Source organism: Pseudomonas sp. PAGU 2196 (genome assembly GCF_022179005.1).
In the GTDB taxonomy this organism is placed as follows: domain Bacteria; phylum Pseudomonadota; class Gammaproteobacteria; order Pseudomonadales; family Pseudomonadaceae; genus Aquipseudomonas; species Aquipseudomonas kermanshahensis.
This window is the reverse complement of record NZ_BNTL01000036.1, coordinates 18257-36376: the sequence shown is the minus strand read 5'-3', so window position 1 is coordinate 36376 and position 18120 is coordinate 18257. Positions and strand designations below refer to the sequence as shown.

The window sequence follows — 18120 nt, the reverse complement described above, 5'->3', positions numbered from 1 at the left end:
AGTTGGGCTTGCGCATTCGTTGCGTTCAACTTCTTGAGGAAAGGATTCATGAGCATGTCCCTCGGTACACGCATGGGGGCCGAACTGATCGGCACCTTCTGGCTGGTCCTCGGTGGCTGCGGCAGTGCGGTAATCGCAGCCAGTTCCCCGCTTGGCATCGGCGTTCTCGGTGTCGCCTTCGCGTTCGGCCTCACTGTCCTGACCATGGCGTTCGCCATCGGTCACATCTCTGGCTGTCATCTCAACCCCGCCGTGTCGTTCGGGCTGGTGGTGGGCGGGCGCTTCCCCGCCAAGGAACTGCTGCCCTACGTCATCGCCCAGGTGATCGGCGCCGTCCTTGCGGCAGCGGTGATCTATTTCATCGCCAGCGGCAAGGCCGGTTTCGAGTTGTCGTCAGGGTTGGCGTCGAACGGCTACGGCGATCACTCGCCCGGCGGCTATTCGCTGGGGGCGGGGTTTGTCAGTGAGGTGGTGATGACGGCGATGTTCCTGGTGGTGATCATGGGGGCCACCGATGCCCGCGCCCCGGCAGGCTTTGCGCCGATTGCCATCGGCCTGGCCTTGACCCTGATCCACCTGATCTCGATCCCGGTGACCAATACCTCGGTCAACCCCGCGCGTAGCACGGGGCCGGCACTGTTCGTCGGTGGTTGGGCCCTGCAGCAGCTGTGGCTGTTCTGGCTGGCGCCGCTGATCGGGGCAGCGATCGGCGGCGCGTTGTACCGGGGCCTGGCGAAAGAGCCTTAGCGCTGGTGCACGCAACGCCCCGCGGCGTAGGTTTCGCGCACGGTGCGGTCATCGCCCAGGGTGGTGAGCACGAACAAGGTCTCTTCGATGCTGTTGGACTGCTGAATACGGTAGTCCAACAGCGGCGTGGCCTTGTAGTCGAGCACCACGAAGTCGGCATCGTTGCCGGCGCGCAGGCTACCAATGCGGTCGTCCAAGCGCAGTGCGCGGGCGCCGCCGAGGGTGGCCAGGTACAGCGACTTGTACGGGTGCAGGCGTGCGCCCTGCAGTTGCATGACCTTGTACGCCTCGTTCAGCGTGTTGAGCAGCGAGAAGCTGGTGCCGGCGCCCACGTCGGTGCCCAGGCCAACGTTGACCTTGAAGCGCTCGGCCTGCGGCAGGTTGAACAAACCGCTGCCCAGGAACAGGTTGGAGGTCGGGCAGAAGGCCACGGCCGAGCCGGTTTCGGCCAGGCGCTGGCACTCGTCGTCGCACAGGTGCACGCCGTGGGCGAACACCGAGCGCTCACCCAGCAGCTCGAAGTGGTCATAGACGTCCAGGTAGCCTTTCTGCTCGGGGAACAGCGACTTGACCCAGTCGATTTCCTTGAGGTTCTCCGACAGGTGCGTGTGCAGGTACACGCCCGGGTGCTCCTTGAGCAGTTGGCCGGCCAAGGTCAGTTGCGCTGGGGTGCTGGTCGGTGCGAAGCGCGGGGTGACCGCATAGTGCAGGCGGCCCTTGCCGTGCCAGCGCTCGATCAGTGCCTTGCTTTCGGTGTAACCAGACTCGGCCGTGTCGGTCAGGTAATCAGGGGCATTGCGGTCCATCATCACCTTGCCGGCGATCATCCGCAGGTCGAGGCGTTCGGCTTCTTCGAACAGGGCGTTGACTGACTCCGGGTGCACGCTGCCGAATACCAGAGCGGTGGTGGTGCCGTTGCGCAGCAGTTCCTTGAGGAAGATTTTCGCGACCTGGTCGGCGTGGCCCTTGTCGGCGAACTGTTTCTCGCACGGGAAGGTGTAGGTGTTGAGCCAGTCCAGCAGCTGTTCGCCATAGGAGCCGATCATGCCGGTCTGTGGGAAGTGAATATGGGTATCGATGAAGCCCGGGGTGATCAGGGCATCCTGGTAATGCACCACGTCGATACCGGCATCCAGGGTCGGCAGCAGTTCGCTGGCGTGGCCGATGGCGCTGATGCGGCCATCGTCGACCACCAGCAGGCCGTCTTCGTAGTATTCATGGGAGGCCTCCAGGCCGACCTCGGCCGGGTCGGCGATGCTGTGCAGGATGGCGGCACGGTAGGCTTTGCGGGTTGCGGTCATAAAGCGCTCGTCAAATGGCTTGGCTGCGCCGGGAGGGCGGCAGCAACTGGGCAATGGGGCCGGCGTTGGCGGCAGCGTCATGCTGGCCGAAGCAGGCGTTGTAGGTGGCAATGATTTCCGCGGCGATGGACACGGCGATCTCGATCGGCAGCTTGCCCTTGACCTCGGCAATGCCCATCGGGCAGCGCATGCGGGCCATGACGTCAGCGTCGTAGCCGCGCTCGCGCAGGCGGTGCTCGAACTTGGCCCGTTTGGTCTTCGAGCCGATCAGGCCGAACCAGGTGAAATCGTTGCGCTTGAGAATGGCGGCGGTCAGTTCCAGGTCGAGCTGGTGGTTATGGGTCATGACGATGCAATAGCAACCGGCTGGCAGCTCGGCCACTTCATCGACCGGCTCCTCGTTGACCACCTTGGTCACCCCAGGGGGGATGAGCTCGGGGAATTCCTGATCGCGCGAATCGATCCAGCGCACCCGGCAGGGCAGCGCGGCGAGCAAGGGTACCAGAGCACGGCCGACATGGCCCGCACCGAACACCGCGATCTGCGCCTGCACTGCGGCCATCGGTTCGAACAGCAGCACGGTGACGCCGCCGCAGCACTGGCCGAGGCTGGCGCCGAGGCTGAAGCGCTCCAGGTGCGGGGTGGTGCGTTGTGCTTCGAGCATCTGCCGCGCGATGTGCAGGGCCTTGTATTCCAGGTGGCCGCCGCCGATGGTGTCGAACAGCGCGGTGGCACTGACGACCATTTTCGAGCCGGCGTTGCGCGGGGTAGAGCCGCGTTCCTCGATGATGGTGACCAGTACGCAGGGTTCGCCACGGGACTGGTGGTCGGCGAGGGCGTTGATCCATTGGTGCATGATTCAACCTCTCTTGAAGGCTGACATTGTCCTTGTGGGAGCGGGCTTGCCCCGCGAATGCGGCAGTGGCCACACCCTCGTATTCGCGGGGCAAGCCCGCTCCCACAGGGTTACGCGATGTCAGTGAGTCACGGTTTCCAGTTCTTGTTCGGCAGATTGCTGCTGAGCCACTTCCTTACGCATCTGCTCACAGCCCCACAACACCCGCTCCGGGGTCGCCGGTGCGTCGATGTTCGGCTGCACGCGGTAGTCGGCCAGGCTCGCCACGGCGTCCTTGATCGCACACCAGGCGGCGATGCCGAGCATGAATGGCGGCTCGCCCACGGCCTTGGAATGGAACACCGTGTCCTCCGGGTTCTTGCGGTTTTCCACCAGCTTCACGCGCATGTCCAGCGGCATGTCGGCCACCGCCGGGATCTTGTAGCTGGCCGGGCCGTTGGTCATCAGTTTGCCCTTGGCATTCCACACCAATTCCTCGGTGGTCAGCCACCCCATGCCCTGGATGAAGCCGCCTTCGACCTGGCCGATGTCGATGGCCGGGTTTAGCGAGTCGCCCACGTCATGCAGGATGTCGGCGCGCAGCATCTTGTACTCGCCGGTCAGCGTGTCGACGATCACTTCCACGCAGGCCGCGCCAAAGGCGAAGTAGTAGAACGGCCGGCCGCGGGCCTGGCTGCGGTCGTAGAAGATTTTCGGCGTGCGGTAGAAGCCGGTGCTCGACAGCGACACCTGGGCGAAGTACGCCTGCTGCACCAGTTGCTCGAAGCTGACGATCTGGTCGCGCACGCGTACATGGCCATTGCGGAACTCGACGTCCTCCTCGGTCACCTGATAGTGCCGCGCGGCGAATTCGGTCAGGCGCTTCTTGAGGATCTCGGCGGCGTTTTGCGCTGCCTTGCCGTTCAGGTCGGCGCCGCTGGAGGCCGCGGTAGGCGAGGTGTTGGGCACCTTGTCGGTGTTGGTGGCGGTGATCTGGATACGGTCGAAATCGACTTGGAAGATCTGCGCGACCACCTGGGCGACTTTGGTATTCAGGCCCTGGCCCATCTCGGTGCCGCCGTGGTTCAGGTGGATGCTGCCGTCGGTGTAGATGTGGATCAGCGCCCCCGCCTGGTTGAGGAAGGTGGCGGTGAACGAGATGCCGAACTTGACCGGGGTCAGCGCCAGGCCCTTCTTGAGGATCGGGCTGTTGGCATTGAACCGGCGGATCGACTCACGGCGTTCGGCGTAATCGCTGCTGGCTTCCAGGTCGGCGGTCATCTCGTCGAGCATGTTGTGCTCGACGGTCTGGTAGTAGTGGGTGACGTTGCGCTCGGTCTTGCCGTAATAGTTGGCTTTGCGCACGGCCAGCGGGTCACGGCCCAGGTGGCGGGCGATGTGGTCCATCACCTGTTCGATGGCGACCATGCCCTGTGGGCCGCCGAAGCCGCGGTAGGCGGTGTTGGAGGCGGTGTTGGTCTTGCAGCGGTGGCCATGCACGGTGGCATCGCCCAGGTAATAGGCGTTGTCGGAGTGGAACATGGCGCGGTCGACGATCGAGCCGGACAGGTCGGGCGAGTAGCCGCAGTTGCCGGCCAGGTCGAAGTTGATGCCGTGCAGGCGGCCGTTGTCATCGAAGCCGACGTCGTACTCGACATAAAACGGGTGACGCTTGCCGGTCATGGTCATGTCTTCGACGCGCGGCAGGCGCATCTTGGTCGGCTGGCCGGTCAGGCGCGCAATTACCGCGCACAGGCAGGCCGGGCTGGCGGCCTGGGTTTCCTTGCCGCCGAAACCACCACCCATGCGGCGCATGTCGAGGACGACCTTGTTCATCGGCACGTCCAGCACCTCGGCCACCAGCTTCTGCACCTCGGTGGGGTTTTGCGTGGAGCAGTAGACGATCATGCCGCCGTCCTCGGTGGGCATCACCGAAGAAATCTGCGTCTCCAGGTAGAAGTGCTCCTGGCCGCCGATGTGCAAGGTGCCTTGCAGGCGATGCGGAGCACTGGCCAAGGCCGCGGCCGAGTCGCCGCGTTGGTGGGTGTGGCTGTCGAGCACGAAGTGCTTCTTGCGCAACGCTTCGACCACATCCAGTACCGGCTCCAGGTCTTCGTACTCGACGATGGCCGCCATGGCGGCGCGGCGGGCGGTTTCCAGGTCACGGGCGGCCACGGCGAGCACCGGTTGACCAAAGAACTCGACCTTGTCGATGGCCAGCAGCGGGTCACCGGCTACGACTGGGCCGATGTCCTTGAGCCCCGGGATGTCTTCGTGGGTGATGGCGATGCGCACGCCTTCGAAGGCATAGCACGGCGTGGTGTCGATGCGCAGGATGCGCGCATGGGCGCGGTCGGCGGTGCGCGCATAGACGTGCAACTGGTTGGGGAATTCGAGGCGGTCATCGATGTACACCGCTTCGCCGGCCACGTGCTTGTCGGCGCTGTCGTGCTTGACGCTGCGGCCGACCCCGGTGGTCAGGTCCTGGCTGAACAGTTCGGCCATCTCGGCCTGGCTCTTGGCTACGTGATGGTTAGACATAAGCGGTCACCCGGGTTTCGATGTACGGCGTTTGCTGTTCGATGAAGTACTTGCGCAGCAGGTTCTGCGCCGTCAGCAGGCGGTATTCCTTGCTGGCGCGGAAGTCGCTGAGCGGGGTGAAGTCTTCGGCCAGGGCCTGGCAGGCGCGCTCGATGCTGGCCTGGTTCCATGGCTTGCCGCGCAGGGCTGCTTCGCAGGCGCGGGCGCGTTTGGGTATCGCGGCCATGCCACCGAAGGCGATACGCACACCGCTGACCACGCCGTTCTCGATGCTCAGGTTGAACGCTGCGCACACGGCAGAGATGTCGTCATCCAGGCGCTTGGACACTTTATAGGCGCGGAAGGCCCAATCCACACTGGCGCGCGGCACGATGATCTTCTCGATGAACTCGCTGTCCTGGCGCGCGGTGATGCGGTAGTCGATGAAGTAGTCCTCCAGCGCCAGGGTGCGCTGGCGTTCGCCTTGGCGCAGCACCACCTGGGCATCCAGGGCGATCAGCAGGGGCGGCGAGTCACCAATCGGCGACGCGTTGCCGATATTGCCGCCCAGGGTGCCCTGGTTGCGGATCTGCAGCGAGGCGAAGCGGTGCAGCAGGTCGCCGAAATCAGGGTACTCGGCGTTGAGCGCCTCATAGCAGTCAGTGAGCGGGGTGGCTGCGCCGATTTCCAGGTGGCTGGCGGTTTTGTCGATGCGCTTGAGCTCGGCCACATGGCCGACATAGATCATCACCGGCAGGGTCTTGTGGAACTGGGTCACTTCCAGCGCCAGGTCGGTACCACCGGCCAGCAGACGTGCTTCGGGGTGCGAGCTGTACAGGTCGGCCAGGTCGGCCACGGTCAGCGGCACCAGGCAGCGTTTGTCGCCGCTGTTGAGCTCGCCGGTCTGGGTTGGCGCAATGGCCTTGAGGCGGCTGATGGTTTGGGCTTGCTGGGCGTCGAACTGATCGCGGCAAGGCTGGCGGCAGCTTTGCTCGGCGGCATCGAGGATCGGCCGGTAGCCGGTGCAGCGGCACAGGTTGCCGGCCAAGGCTTCCTGGGCCTGATGCACGTCGGCGCTTTGGCTGTTTTTCTGCAGGGCGAACAGCGACATGACAAAGCCTGGGGTGCAGAAGCCGCATTGCGAGCCATGGCAGTCGGCCATGGCTTTTTGCACGCTGTGCAGTTCACCCTGGTGCTTGAGGCCTTCGACGCTGATCAACTGCTTGCCGTGCAGTGACGAAACGAACGTCAGGCAGGAGTTGAGGCTACGGTAGCGCAGGGTATCCTGGCCTTGGTCGTCCTGGGTCAATTCACCGACCACCACGGTACACGCACCGCAGTCACCGCTGGCGCAGCCTTCCTTGGTGCCGGGTTTGCCCAGGTGCACGCGCAGGTATTGCAGCACCGTCATGTTCGGGTCCAGGGCGTGCTCATTACGCAGCTCCTGGTTGACGAGAAACTGGATCACGGGGATGGCCTCGCAATGGTTTTATTGTTGTTGGGCGGACAATAAGCAGACCTGACGAACTGGTCAATATTTTTCTGACTCAAAGGTCAGGAAAATGCGTATGTCTACACCCGGCCGAACACATTGCCCATATCACAAGCATAGATCGCGCCGTACAGGCAGCTGCCTGGCAGGCCAAATAAAGCGCAAGGCCCCTCTGCGCGAGTGCGGGTCAAGTACGCTACAATCCGCCCCTTGTGCCCAGTTCAATGATTTTGAAGGAAAACCATGACGTTCAAGGCCCCGGACAGCCTCTCCGAGCAGATTGCCGATTACCTGGCCGAACGCATTATTCGCGGCGAGCTGGCGCCGGGCGAGCGCATTCAGGAGCAGAAGGTCACCCAGGCGCTGAATGTCAGCCGCGGCTCGGTGCGTGAAGCGCTGTTGATCCTCGAACGTCGGCATTTGGTAGCGATCTTGCCGCGTCGCGGTGCGCATGTGACCAAGCTGGACGAGCGCAGTGTGCGCAGCCTGTGCAACTTGATGGGTGAGTTCTACATCCTGCTGGGCAACGCCGTTGCACAAAAATGGCGCCTGGAGGCCGACTTGCGCCCGTTTCTGGAGATCCAGCAGCGCTTGCAGCATGCCCGCGACCAGCAAGACATCAAGGCCTTCGTCGCCGAAAGCTTCGCCGTCATGCGGGCTGCCTACCCGTTCGCCGACAACCCGTACCTGCAGGAGACCGTCGAAAACCTGCAGCCGGCCATGAGCCGCGCCTACTACCTGGCCCTGGACCAACGCCAGGCCAGCACGGACGACTACCTGGAGCTGTTCGCGCGCCTGCTCGAGGCCGTGGTCGCCCGCGACCTGCCGCGCATTCGCGAGGTGCTCACCGCCTATTGCCAGCGCAGCTGTGAGCTGGTGCTGGCGGCGTTGGCCCGGGCCTGACGATGCGCCTCAAGTGCATTCGCCTGGCCGGGTTCAAGTCGTTCGTCGACCCCACCACGGTCAACTTCCCCAGCAACATGGCGGCCGTGGTAGGCCCCAACGGTTGCGGCAAATCCAACATCATCGACGCGGTGCGCTGGGTGATGGGCGAGAGTTCGGCGAAGAACCTGCGTGGCGAGTCGATGACCGACGTCATCTTCAACGGCTCTACCAGCCGCAAACCGGTCAGCCAGGCCAGTATCGAGCTGGTGTTCGACAACAGCGACAACACCTTGGTCGGGGAGTACGCGGCTTACGCTGAAATCTCCATCCGCCGCAAGGTGACCCGCGACGCGCAGAACAGCTATTACCTCAACGGCGCAAAATGCCGTCGCCGGGATATCACCGATATTTTCCTCGGCACCGGCCTTGGGCCGCGCAGCTACTCGATCATCGAGCAGGGCATGATCTCCAAACTGATCGAAGCCAAGCCCGAAGAGCTGCGCAACTTCATCGAAGAAGCGGCGGGTATCTCCAAGTACAAGGAGCGCCGCCGCGAGACCGAGAACCGCATCCGCCGCACCCAGGAAAACCTGGCGCGCCTGACCGACTTGCGTGACGAGCTCGAACGCCAGCTCGAACGCTTGCACCGTCAGGCCCAGGCAGCCGAAAAGTACCGTGAGTACAAGGCCCAGGAGCGCCAGCTGAAAGCCCGCTTGTCGGCCCTGCGCTGGCGCGACCTGGACGAACGCGTACGCCAGCGCGAGGCAGTGATCGGTGATCAGGACGTGTCCCACGAGGCCTTGGTGGCCGAACAGCGCAACGCCGACGCGAGTATCGAGCGCCTGCGCGATGGCCACCACGAATTGTCCGAGCGCTTCAATCAGGTGCAGGGCCGCTTCTATTCAGTAGCGGGCGATATTGCCCGGGTTGAGCAGAGCATCCAGCACGGCCAGCAGCGCCTTCGCCAGTTGCAGGACGACTTCAAGGAAGCTGAGCGCACGCGCTTGGAGACCGAGTCCCACCTGGGCCATGACCGCACCTTGCTGGCCACCCTCGGCGAAGAGCTGGCCATGCTCGAGCCCGAACAGGAAATGACCCTGGCGGCCGCCGAAGAAGCCGCTGCCACGCTCGAAGAAGCCGAGCTGGGCATGCACGGCTGGCAAGAACAATGGGACACCTTCAACACCCGCTCCGCCGAGCCCCGCCGTCAGGCTGAAGTGCAACAGTCCCGCTTGCAGCAGCTTGAAGCCAGCCTGGAACGCTTGTCGGAGCGCCAGCGCAAGCTGGGTGAAGAACGCGACCTGTTAGGTGCCGAGCCGCAGGATGCGGCCCTGGTTGAGCTGTCCGAGCAGTTGGCCAGCAGCGAGGTGCTGCTCGAAACGTTGCAACTGTCCGAAGAGCAAGTGGTCGAGCAACTCGAAGGCACGCGCGAGCAATTGCAGCAGGCCACCCAGGCGCAACAACAGGCGCAGGGTGACCTGCAGCGCCTGGGTGGGCGGCTGGCATCGCTGGAGGCCTTGCAGCAGGCCGCGTTAGAGCCTGGCGTGGGTGCCGCAGACTGGTTGCGCGAGCAGGGCCTGGCACAGCGCCCGCGCCTGGCCGAAGGGCTGCGGGTCGAGCCGGGCTGGGAGCTGGCCGTGGAGACGGTGCTTGGCGCCGATCTGCAGGCCGTGCTGGTTGATGATTTCAACAACCTGGCTTTTGCCGACCTGGAGCAAGGCGAGTTGCGCTTGCTGCTGGCAAGCGGCGAGGGTGCGCGGCTGGCGGGCAGCTTGCTGGACAAAGTCGAAGGGCGTACCGACCTGACCCCCTGGCTGGGGCAGGTCAAGCCGGTCGATGACCTGGCCCAGGCGCTGGCACTGCGTGCGACCCTGGCTGAAGGGCAAAGCCTGGTTAGCCGCGATGGTTATTGGGTTGGCCGGCATTTTTTGCGGGTCAGCCGAGGCGGCGAGGCCGAAGGTGGGGTGTTGGCCCGTGGTCAGGAGATCGAGCGCCTGGGCCAGCAACAGCTGGAGCAGGAAGCCGCCCTGGAGCACCTTGAGCAACAGCTTCAAAATTTGCGCGAGCAGCAACTGGGCCTGGAAGAACAGCGCGAGCAACTGCGCCGTCGCACCCAGGAAGAAAGCCGCCAGCACGGCGAGCTCAAGGCCAGCCTGTCGGCCAGCCGGGCTCGTGCCGAGCAAGTCGAATTGCGTCGCCGCCGTCTGCACGAAGAGCTGACCGAGCTGCAAGAACAGCGCGCCCTGGAGCACGAGCAACTGGGTGAGGCGCGTCTGGTGCTGCAAGAAGCCCTGGACCTGATGGCCCAGGACACCGAGCAGCGCGAACAGTTGATGGCTCGCCGCGATACCCTGCGCGAAGGCCTTGACCGCATCCGTCAGGAGGCCCGTCAGCACAAGGACCACGCCCACCAGTTGGCCGTGCGCCTAGGCTCGCTGCGTGCCCAGCACGACTCCACCCATCAGGCCCTGGAGCGCCTGGAGCAGCAGGCAGCACGCCTGACCGAGCGCCAGGAGCAACTGAGCCTGAACCTGGAGGAGGGCGCAGCGCCCCTCGAAGAGCTGCGCCTCAAGCTCGAAGAGCTGCTGGAGCGGCGCATGAGCGTCGACGAAGAAATGCGCCAGGCGCGCCTGCACATGGACGAAGCCGACCGCGCCCTGCGCGACGCCGAAAAACGCCGCACCCAAGCCGAGCAGCAAGCCCAACTGCTGCGTGGCCAGCTGGAGCAGCTACGCCTGGAGTGCCAGGGCCTGGATGTGCGGCGCAAGACCCTGCAGGAACAACTGCTGGCCGACGGCTACGACCTGCAAGGCGTGCTTGCCACCCTTGAAGCGGACGCCACCGAACAGAGCACCGAACAGGCGCTGGAGCAGACCGAGGCGCGTATCCAGCGCCTGGGCGCGATCAACCTGGCGGCCATCGAAGAGTACGAGCAGCAGTCCGAGCGCAAGCGCTACCTGGACGCCCAGAATGCTGACCTGGTCGAAGCGCTGGAGACGCTGGAAAACGTCATCCGCAAGATCGACAAGGAAACGCGCAACCGCTTCAAAGATACCTTTGATCAGATAAATGCCGGATTACAGGCACTTTTTCCAAAAGTTTTCGGTGGTGGCAGCGCTTATCTGGAACTGACGGGCGAAGATCTACTCGATACAGGGGTAACGATCATGGCGCGACCCCCGGGCAAGAAGAACAGCACCATCCATCTGCTGTCCGGTGGCGAGAAGGCACTGACCGCCCTGGCGCTGGTGTTCGCCATTTTCAAGTTGAACCCCGCACCGTTCTGCATGCTCGACGAAGTCGATGCGCCGCTGGACGATGCCAACGTCGGGCGTTACGCCCGGCTGGTGAAGGAAATGAGTGAAAGCGTGCAGTTCATCTACATCACCCATAACAAGATTGCCATGGAGATGGCGGATCAATTGATGGGGGTGACGATGCACGAGCCGGGCTGCTCACGCCTCGTTGCAGTGGATGTGGAGGAGGCGATGGCCATGGTCGACGCCTGATGCGCGAAGATAGGGCACATTCTGTAGCGAAATGGCCCCGCCATGTGCGACAGACGGTGTAAAGTTGTCTTTGGTCGTGCTAGCTTAATGTCACTCGTTTTTTGCGTGGGTAAAACGCCTGTCAGAACATAGAGTTGGCGCCACGTGTTAAAGGGCTTTGAACCCTTTGTTTTCAAGCATATTTTTATAGAGGCACGGGATTACATGGAAATCGGTCTGCGCGAGTGGCTGATCCTCATCGGCATCATTGTCATTGCCGGTATTCTTTTCGACGGCTGGCGCCGCATGCGCGGCGGGAAAGGCAAGTTGAAATTCCGTCTGGACCGCAGTTATTCCAATGTCCCCGACGAAGAGGGCGGCGCCGAAGTGCTCGGCCCATCGCGGGTATTGGATAACCACAAGGAGCCAGAGCTGGACGAGAGCGACCTGCCCTCGCTCAGTGCGTCGTCGCGCGATCGCGAACGCGAGCCCAAGCCAGTCAAGGCCAGCAAGCGTGGCAAGCGCGCCGCAGAAGTGCCGCAAGGTGACCTGAACCTGGTCGCAGAGGCGCGCGAGCCTGATCTGTTCGCCGATGCCGATGATGATTTTGCCGCCGACAACAACCGCAACAGCGGTGCGTCGTCCAGCAACAACACGGTCAAGGAACTGCCTCCCGCTGAAGAGGTGCTGGTGATCAGCGTCATCTCCCGTGACGAGGGTGGTTTCAAGGGCCCGGCACTGCTGCAGAACATTCTCGAGAGCGGCCTGCGTTTTGGCGAGATGGACATCTTCCACCGCCACGAGAGCATGGCCGGCCACGGCGAAGTGCTGTTCTCCATGGCCAACGCCGTGAAGCCCGGTATTTTCGACCTGGACGACATCGACCACTTCAGCACCCGTGCGGTGAGCTTCTTCCTGGGGCTACCAGGCCCGCGTCACCCTAAGCAGGCCTTCGACGTGATGGTCGCGGCGGCGCGCAAATTGGCCCATGAGCTCAATGGCGAACTCAAGGACGACCAGCGCAGCGTGCTGACCGCCCAGACCATCGAGCATTACCGCCAGCGCATCGTCGAGTTCGAGCGCCGCGCGCTGACCCAGAAGCGCTGATAGATCCAGACGAAAGAGCAGCCTGCGGGGCGTGCTGGCCGGTTCGGGCTCCTAGGTTGTCTGATCTGGCCCCTTCGCGGGTAAACCCGCTCCCACAGGTACCCCACTGTTTTTGAACCCAGTGGCGTGCCTGTGGGAGCGGGTTTACCCGCGAAGGGGCCAGACCAGGGATAAAGGATCAGGGCCCCAGGCAACGTCCCCCTGGCTGCTCTTTTGCTTTGCAAGAGAAGACAAACGAATGACCGCCGAATCCCGAATCCACGCCCTGCGCGCCGAGCTCGACCAGCATAACTACCGCTACTACGTGCTCGATGAGCCCAGCGTGCCCGATGCTGAATACGACCGCCTGTTCAATGAGCTCAAGGCGCTGGAAGCCGAACACCCGCACCTGGTAACGCCTGACTCGCCAACCCAGCGCGTCGGCGGCCAGGCCCTGGCTGCATTCAGCCAGGTGCGCCACGAAGTGCCCATGCTCAGCCTGGGTAACGCCTTCGAAGAAGCTGACCTGCGTGAATTCGGCCGCCGTGTGGTAGATGGCCTCGATCAGCCGGGTGCGGTCGACTACAGCTGCGAACCCAAACTCGATGGCCTGGCGGTAAGCCTGCTGTACCGCGACGGCCAATTGGTGCAAGGCGCCACCCGTGGCGATGGCACCACCGGCGAAGACATCAGTGCCAACGTGCGCACCGTGCGCAACATCCCGCTCAAGCTGCAGGGCGAAGGTTGGCCCGCGGTGCTGGAGGTGCGTGGCGAGGTGTACATGAGCAAGGCCGGTTTCGATCGGCTCAATGCCGCCCAGGCAGAAGCGGGTGGCAAAACCTTCGCCAACCCGCGCAACGCCGCCGCCGGCAGCCTGCGCCAATTGGATTCGAAAATCACCGCCAGCCGCCCGCTGGAGTTCTGCTGCTATGGCGTAGGGCAGGTGTCCGCAAGCATCGGCGACAGCCACATTGGCATCCTTGAGCAACTCAAGGCCTGGGGTCTGCCGATCAGCCGTGAGCTACGGCATGCCGCCGGCATCGAAGAGTGCCTGGCGTATTACCGCGACATCGGCGAGCGCCGTAACAGCCTGCCGTATGAGATCGACGGCGTGGTGTTCAAGGTCAACAGCCTGGCGTCTCAGCGTGAACTGGGCTTCCGCGCCCGCGAGCCGCGCTGGGCGATTGCCCACAAGTTCCCGGCCATGGAAGAGCTGACCGAGGTGCTGGATGTGGAATTCCAGGTGGGGCGTACCGGGGCGGTGACGCCTGTGGCACGCCTGAAGCCGGTCAAAGTGGCCGGTGTGACCGTGTCCAACGCCACCCTGCACAACATGGACGAAATCGCCCGCCTCGGCCTGCGCATTGGCGACACGGTGATCATCCGCCGTGCCGGCGACGTGATCCCGCAAGTCATGCAAGTGGTGCTCGAGCGCCGCCCTGAAGATGCCCGCCCGGTTGAAGTGCCGAGCGCATGCCCGGTGTGTGGCTCGCAAGTCGAGCGCACGCAACTGGTCAAGCGCAGCAAAGGTAAGGAAACCACCAGTGAAGGCGCGGTGTACCGGTGCGTCGGTCGCCTGGCCTGTGGCGCCCAACTCAAACAGGCGATCATCCACTACGTTTCGCGCCGCGCGATGGATATCGACGGCCTGGGCGAAAAGAGCGTCGAGCAGTTGGTGGACGAAGGGCTGATCGGCTCGCCAGCAGACCTGTACAAGCTTCAGTTCGACCAGATCGTAGGGCTGGAAGGGTTTGCCGAAGTGTCCAGCAAGAAGCTGCTGGATGCCATCGAAGCCAGCAAGCGGCCGAGCCTGGCGCGCTTCATCTACGCCCTGGGCATTCCGGATGTGGGTGAGGAAACCGCGAAGGTCCTGGCTCGCTCGCTGGGCAGCTTGGCGCGGGTGCAGCAGGCGCTGCCACAGGTGCTGACCTACCTGCCAGACATCGGGCTTGAAGTGGCATATGAAATCCACAACTTCTTCGAAGACGAGCACAACCGCAAAGTCATCGAGCAACTGCTCGCCTGCGGCATGCAGTTGCAGGACGAAGGCGACTTGGCCGCCGAGTTCGCCGCCAGCACCACCCTGGCTGGGATGATTGCCAAGCTCGACATCGCCTCGGTCGGCCCGACCGGCGCTGAGAAGCTGGTGGCCAAGCTCGACAGCCTGGACAAGATCATCGCCGCCGACGGTATCGACCTGCGCCAGGCCCTGGCCGCCAAGCAGGCCGAGGCCGTGCGCGAGTTCTTCAAGGACGAAGCGAATCAGAAGCTGGCGCGGGACATCGAAGCCCAGTTGCTGACGTTCGGCATGCACTGGAACAGCGAGAAGAAAGTCGCCGAAGGCCTGCCTTTGGCCGGGCAGACCTGGGTGTTGACCGGCACCCTGGAGCGCATGAGCCGCGACATTGCCAAAGACAAACTGGAAAGCCTAGGCGCCAAGGTGGCAGGTTCCGTTTCCGGCAAGACCCACTGCGTGGTCGCCGGCCCTGGCGCGGGCTCCAAGCTGGCCAAGGCCAGTGAGCTGGGTGTGAAGGTGCTGGACGAAGACGCGTTCATCGCCTTCCTGGCGAAGCAGGGCATCGCAATCTGACCCACCTTTAAACAAGTCATTGAGAAATGATGACTTTTTCTCCCCGCAGAGGTTGTAACTTCGCCTCAGACCGGTACAATGGCGCGGCTCGCTGCTTAGCGAGTTGCGTCAGTGGTGGCCCCATCGGTCCCCCCGCATTGATTACCCGTTAACCTGGTCAGGCCCGGAAGGGAGCAGCCATAGCGGGAACATCGAGTGCCGGGGTGTGGCTGGTGGGGCTGCCTCCATTCTTTAAATCCTTGAGCTCTCAAGGATCTCTCGTTCAAAAATACCTCTTAGTCAATGTGCGAAAGCGCATGACGTCTCGACGTTTCAACCTCTGCTCTGTGAGAATGCCAGAAGGCCATACCGCCTCCAGAACGGACGCTGCGCCATGGACAGCCTTCCAACCCTCGAAACCTCGCGCCTGATACTCACGCCGCTGCAGCTTGGCGACGCACCCGCTATTCAGCAATTGTTCCCGCACTGGGACATTGTTCGCTACCTGGACAGCCGCGTGCCATGGCCCTATCCCGAAGACGGCGCACTCGTCTACGTGCGAGACATCGCATTGCCTGCCATGAACGCTGGCTGCGAATGGCACTGGATGATCCGCCTGAAAACCGCGCCAACGCAGGTCATCGGCAGCATCAGCCTCTATGACCAGCCGGGTAACAACCGTGGCTTCTGGCTCGCACCTGCATGGCAAAAAAACGGCTACATCCGCGAGGCCTGTGTGGTCATCAACGACTATTGGTTCGAGACGCTTGGGCGTTGCGTCATGCAGGTGCCCAAGGCGGCGAGCAATGACAGGTCGCGCAGTGTTTCCCTGCACGAAGGCATGCGCCTGGTCGGGACTGAGCCGGGGCATTTCGTCTGTGGCGCCGTGCTCAAAGAGATCTGGGAGTTGAGCCGCGATCAGTGGCGTCAAAGGGCGGCGGTCGTTTAGGTACTGAAGTGACGATCTCAACGTCAGCAAATGCATGCCTTTGCCAGTGCCGTGCCGTGATAGAAAGCAGTACCTTTCAGCAAGGACTGCTTACATGAAGTCGTCTGTACCCCCGCCACGGTTTAAGCACTTTACCGTGTTCTGCATCGCCTGTTTCCTACTGTCCATCAGCTATGGCACGACGTTTCTGCTCTCTATGCTGGTGCAGGCGTTGGGCGGCACTGCGAGCGATGCAGGGCGGGTATTTGCAGTCGCGATGCTCAGTACGCTGCTGTCTGTGGTGGGCTCGGGGCATCTGTTGCAGCGCGTTGGCGCTGCTCGCGCTATCGCTGTCGGGGCGTTCTGCCTGGTCGTGGCGTCAGTGGGTTTTGCCGTGGTGCCCGGCCTGGGCGGCGCGTTGTTGGCGTGTGGCTTGATGCTTGGGGTTGGTTGGGGGCTCTTCTACACGGTAGGGCCGATCATGGTTGCTCAAATGGTCGAGCCATCACGCCGCACGCACTGTTTTGCATTGCTCTCCGGCAGCATGTTGACTGGCATAGGTACCGGGCCATTACTGGGCAAGTTCGCGGCCTTCGTGGCGCTGCCTACCCAGCTCGCTTTTTGGGTGGCGGCGTGTGCTGCAGGTTTGGCGGGGTTGTACTTTGCTTGGCTTGGTTCGACTTCGCTGGGGCAACGACCGGCTGAGAAGGTGCAGATCGGTTTGGTGTCCGCGCTCAACGTGATGCGTTCGCGTTCGGGCTTGTCGATTTTGATGGTAGGGCTGGGTGGGGCGATTTTCGGCACGATGGGCAGTTTCCAGACCAGCTATGCCGATCGACTCGGGCTTGATTACTCGATCTTCTTCATTGGCTTCATGGGCGCTGCGATCGCCTGCAGGCTCTTGCTGGCCGGCTGGGTTGTGAAGCAACCGCCGCTGGCGACTTCGTGGTTTTTAACCTTGATCATGGCCACTGCCGTAGTGGGCTTTGATCAATGGGTGCACAGCGCCGAACGCTATCTGGCGATGGCCATGTTGTTGGGCGTGGGTTATGGCTTGAACTACTCGGTAATCAACGGGCTGGCTGCCAATGAGGCGCCAGCGGGCCTTACCGCGCAAGCACTGCTGCTGTTCAGCCTGTCGTATTTCATCGGTGTGTTCGGGTTCCCCTTCGTAGCCAGTCAATTGATCACGCAGCTAGGCATCAGTGCGATGATGTTGAGCATTGAGGGCGTTGCGCTTTTGGTTGTAGGGCTAAGTACGGCGAGGTGGCTGGCTTCGCGTTTTTCCAGGCCCGCCCTGGTGTAGGTGCTTTTCCCCCAACGCCCCGGCGGCTGAAAGCTTCATCAAGCGCTGAAATTTCGGACAGGCCAGGTGATCGTCCTCCGGGCACTGCGCTGCATGCCGCAGCCCCTTGCTCATTGCTTGCAAGCGCTTGACCCGTGCATCGATTTCGTCCGCTTTGGCTATCAGCATTTGCCGATCGACCTGCAGGTCCACCAGCATCGCGCCCACTTCATCCAGGGAAAAGCCTGCGGCCTGGCCTAGGGCAATCAGTGCCAGCCGGTCCGCCACGTCGGCAGCAAACTGCCGCCGCTGGCCGCGGCCGGCGAGGGACTTGAGCAAGCCTATCTTTTCGTAATAGCGCAGCGTTGATGCGGGTACGCCTGTGCGCTTGGCGACATCGGCAATGTCCATTCTGGGCCTTGACTTGAAGTTGACTTCAACTTCTATGCTGCGCGGCATGTTGCTGAACGTCAATCTTAGAGGGCTGAATCGATGACGCTTGCCATGCTAAAAGCCGCTTTGCTGATCGGGATTGGGGCCACCGTGATCATGGATCTGTGGGGGGTGTTGCTGCGGCGCTTGGGCATCCCTACCTTGAATTTCGCCATGGTGGGGCGCTGGGCGGGCCATGTGATGAAGGGGCGGGTGCGCCACGATGCTATCGCCAAGGCCGAACCGGTTGCGAACGAACTGGCCTTGGGGTGGGTTATCCACTACGTGATCGGTGTGTTGTTTGCCGTGATGCTGGTGGGGATGGTCGGGGAGGGCTGGCTGAGTGCCCCGACGCTGTGGCCTGCGCTGGTTTGGGGCGTGGCGACGGTGGCGGCGCCGCTGTGCTTCATGCAGCCGGTGATGGGGGCGGGGTTCTTTGCCTCGCGGACGCCGACACCTGGGCGTAACTGCCTGAAGAGTCTGGTGACCCATACGGTGTTTGGGGTTGGGATGTTCTTGAGTGCCGGTTTGATTGCGTCAGGTTGAAGACAG

The 18120-nt window shown here is 62.9% G+C and carries 13 protein-coding genes and 1 other RNA gene; 9 read left to right on the top strand and 5 right to left on the bottom strand.

All coding sequences use genetic code 11. The annotated features are described in order from the left end of the window. The first annotated feature begins 48 nt into the window (after positions 1 to 48). Positions 49 to 747, top strand: coding sequence for an aquaporin Z (gene aqpZ / locus MFF34_RS25955; RefSeq protein ID WP_238217362.1), 699 nt, complete (start codon positions 49 to 51; stop codon positions 745 to 747). Here aqpZ and guaD read toward each other — a convergent pair. From guaD to xdhA, 4 genes are all read right to left on the bottom strand, one after another. Beyond that, on the bottom strand, positions 744 to 2048 hold the full coding sequence (gene guaD / locus MFF34_RS25950) for a guanine deaminase (RefSeq protein ID WP_027592951.1): 1305 nt from the start codon (positions 2046 to 2048) through the stop codon (positions 744 to 746). The two genes, aqpZ and guaD, sit on opposite strands and share 4 nt — an antisense overlap. A 10-nt stretch (positions 2049 to 2058) precedes the next feature. Next, positions 2059 to 2904 (bottom strand): xanthine dehydrogenase accessory protein XdhC, encoded by an 846-nt coding sequence (gene xdhC, locus MFF34_RS25945; RefSeq protein ID WP_238217360.1) that lies wholly within the window; start codon positions 2902 to 2904, stop codon positions 2059 to 2061. Positions 2905 to 3024: 120 nt separating this feature from the next. Then, positions 3025 to 5424 carry a xanthine dehydrogenase molybdopterin binding subunit gene (gene xdhB, locus MFF34_RS25940; protein WP_099428686.1) on the bottom strand — a complete coding sequence of 800 codons (2400 nt, stop codon included), beginning with the start codon at positions 5422 to 5424 and terminating at the stop codon, positions 3025 to 3027. Next, positions 5417 to 6871, bottom strand: coding sequence for a xanthine dehydrogenase small subunit (gene xdhA / locus MFF34_RS25935; RefSeq protein WP_238217358.1), 1455 nt, complete (start codon positions 6869 to 6871; stop codon positions 5417 to 5419). Before xdhA ends, xdhB begins: the two co-directional genes overlap by 8 nt. 267 nt (positions 6872 to 7138) lie before the next feature. Here xdhA and MFF34_RS25930 point away from each other — a divergent pair, with 267 nt between their 5' ends. The 7 genes from MFF34_RS25930 (at position 7139) to MFF34_RS25900 (ending at position 17157) form a co-directional block, all read left to right on the top strand. Beyond that, positions 7139 to 7798 carry a GntR family transcriptional regulator gene (locus tag MFF34_RS25930; protein ID WP_027592947.1) on the top strand — a complete coding sequence of 220 codons (660 nt, stop codon included), beginning with the start codon at positions 7139 to 7141 and terminating at the stop codon, positions 7796 to 7798. Positions 7799 to 7800: 2 nt separating this feature from the next. Further along, positions 7801 to 11289, top strand: a complete 3489-nt coding sequence (gene smc / locus MFF34_RS25925) for a chromosome segregation protein SMC (protein WP_238217356.1) — start codon at positions 7801 to 7803, stop codon at positions 11287 to 11289. A 204-nt stretch (positions 11290 to 11493) separates the two neighbouring features. After that, entirely contained in the window at positions 11494 to 12375 is an 882-nt protein-coding gene (gene zipA / locus MFF34_RS25920) for a cell division protein ZipA (RefSeq protein ID WP_085272534.1), read from the top strand. Between the two features lie 238 nt (positions 12376 to 12613). After that, positions 12614 to 14944, top strand: a complete 2331-nt coding sequence (gene ligA, locus MFF34_RS25915; RefSeq protein WP_238217353.1) for an NAD-dependent DNA ligase LigA — start codon at positions 12614 to 12616, stop codon at positions 14942 to 14944. A 121-nt stretch (positions 14945 to 15065) separates the two neighbouring features. Further along, positions 15066 to 15162, top strand: an RNA gene (gene ffs / locus MFF34_RS25910) — signal recognition particle sRNA small type. Between the two features lie 155 nt (positions 15163 to 15317). After that, complete coding sequence (locus tag MFF34_RS25905) at positions 15318 to 15872, top strand: GNAT family N-acetyltransferase (protein WP_099454879.1); 555 nt, start codon at positions 15318 to 15320, stop codon at positions 15870 to 15872. 94 nt (positions 15873 to 15966) lie between these two features. Next, entirely contained in the window at positions 15967 to 17157 is a 1191-nt protein-coding gene (locus MFF34_RS25900) for an MFS transporter (RefSeq protein ID WP_238217404.1), read from the top strand. Here MFF34_RS25900 and MFF34_RS25895 read toward each other — a convergent pair. Further along, positions 17104 to 17547, bottom strand: coding sequence for a helix-turn-helix domain-containing protein (locus MFF34_RS25895; RefSeq protein ID WP_238217351.1), 444 nt, complete (start codon positions 17545 to 17547; stop codon positions 17104 to 17106). The two genes, MFF34_RS25900 and MFF34_RS25895, sit on opposite strands and share 54 nt — an antisense overlap. A gap of 93 nt (positions 17548 to 17640) precedes the next feature. On the opposite strand from MFF34_RS25895, the gene MFF34_RS25890 reads away from it, so the two are divergent. Continuing rightward, positions 17641 to 18114, top strand: coding sequence for a DUF2938 domain-containing protein (locus MFF34_RS25890; RefSeq protein WP_374707426.1), 474 nt, complete (start codon positions 17641 to 17643; stop codon positions 18112 to 18114). Positions 18115 to 18120 lie beyond the last annotated feature (6 nt).

Coding starts and splice junctions, on each gene's coding strand:
- aqpZ (WP_238217362.1), top strand. CDS start 49: ATGAGCATGTCCCTCGGTACACGCATGGGGGCCGAACTGATCGGCACC.
- guaD (WP_027592951.1), bottom strand. CDS start 2,048: ATGACCGCAACCCGCAAAGCCTACCGTGCCGCCATCCTGCACAGCATC.
- xdhC (WP_238217360.1), bottom strand. CDS start 2,904: ATGCACCAATGGATCAACGCCCTCGCCGACCACCAGTCCCGTGGCGAA.
- xdhB (WP_099428686.1), bottom strand. CDS start 5,424: ATGTCTAACCATCACGTAGCCAAGAGCCAGGCCGAGATGGCCGAACTG.
- MFF34_RS25930 (WP_027592947.1), top strand. CDS start 7,139: ATGACGTTCAAGGCCCCGGACAGCCTCTCCGAGCAGATTGCCGATTAC.
- smc (WP_238217356.1), top strand. CDS start 7,801: ATGCGCCTCAAGTGCATTCGCCTGGCCGGGTTCAAGTCGTTCGTCGAC.
- zipA (WP_085272534.1), top strand. CDS start 11,494: ATGGAAATCGGTCTGCGCGAGTGGCTGATCCTCATCGGCATCATTGTC.
- ligA (WP_238217353.1), top strand. CDS start 12,614: ATGACCGCCGAATCCCGAATCCACGCCCTGCGCGCCGAGCTCGACCAG.
- MFF34_RS25905 (WP_099454879.1), top strand. CDS start 15,318: ATGGACAGCCTTCCAACCCTCGAAACCTCGCGCCTGATACTCACGCCG.
- MFF34_RS25900 (WP_238217404.1), top strand. CDS start 15,967: ATGAAGTCGTCTGTACCCCCGCCACGGTTTAAGCACTTTACCGTGTTC.
- MFF34_RS25895 (WP_238217351.1), bottom strand. CDS start 17,547: ATGGACATTGCCGATGTCGCCAAGCGCACAGGCGTACCCGCATCAACG.
- MFF34_RS25890 (WP_374707426.1), top strand. CDS start 17,641: ATGCTAAAAGCCGCTTTGCTGATCGGGATTGGGGCCACCGTGATCATG.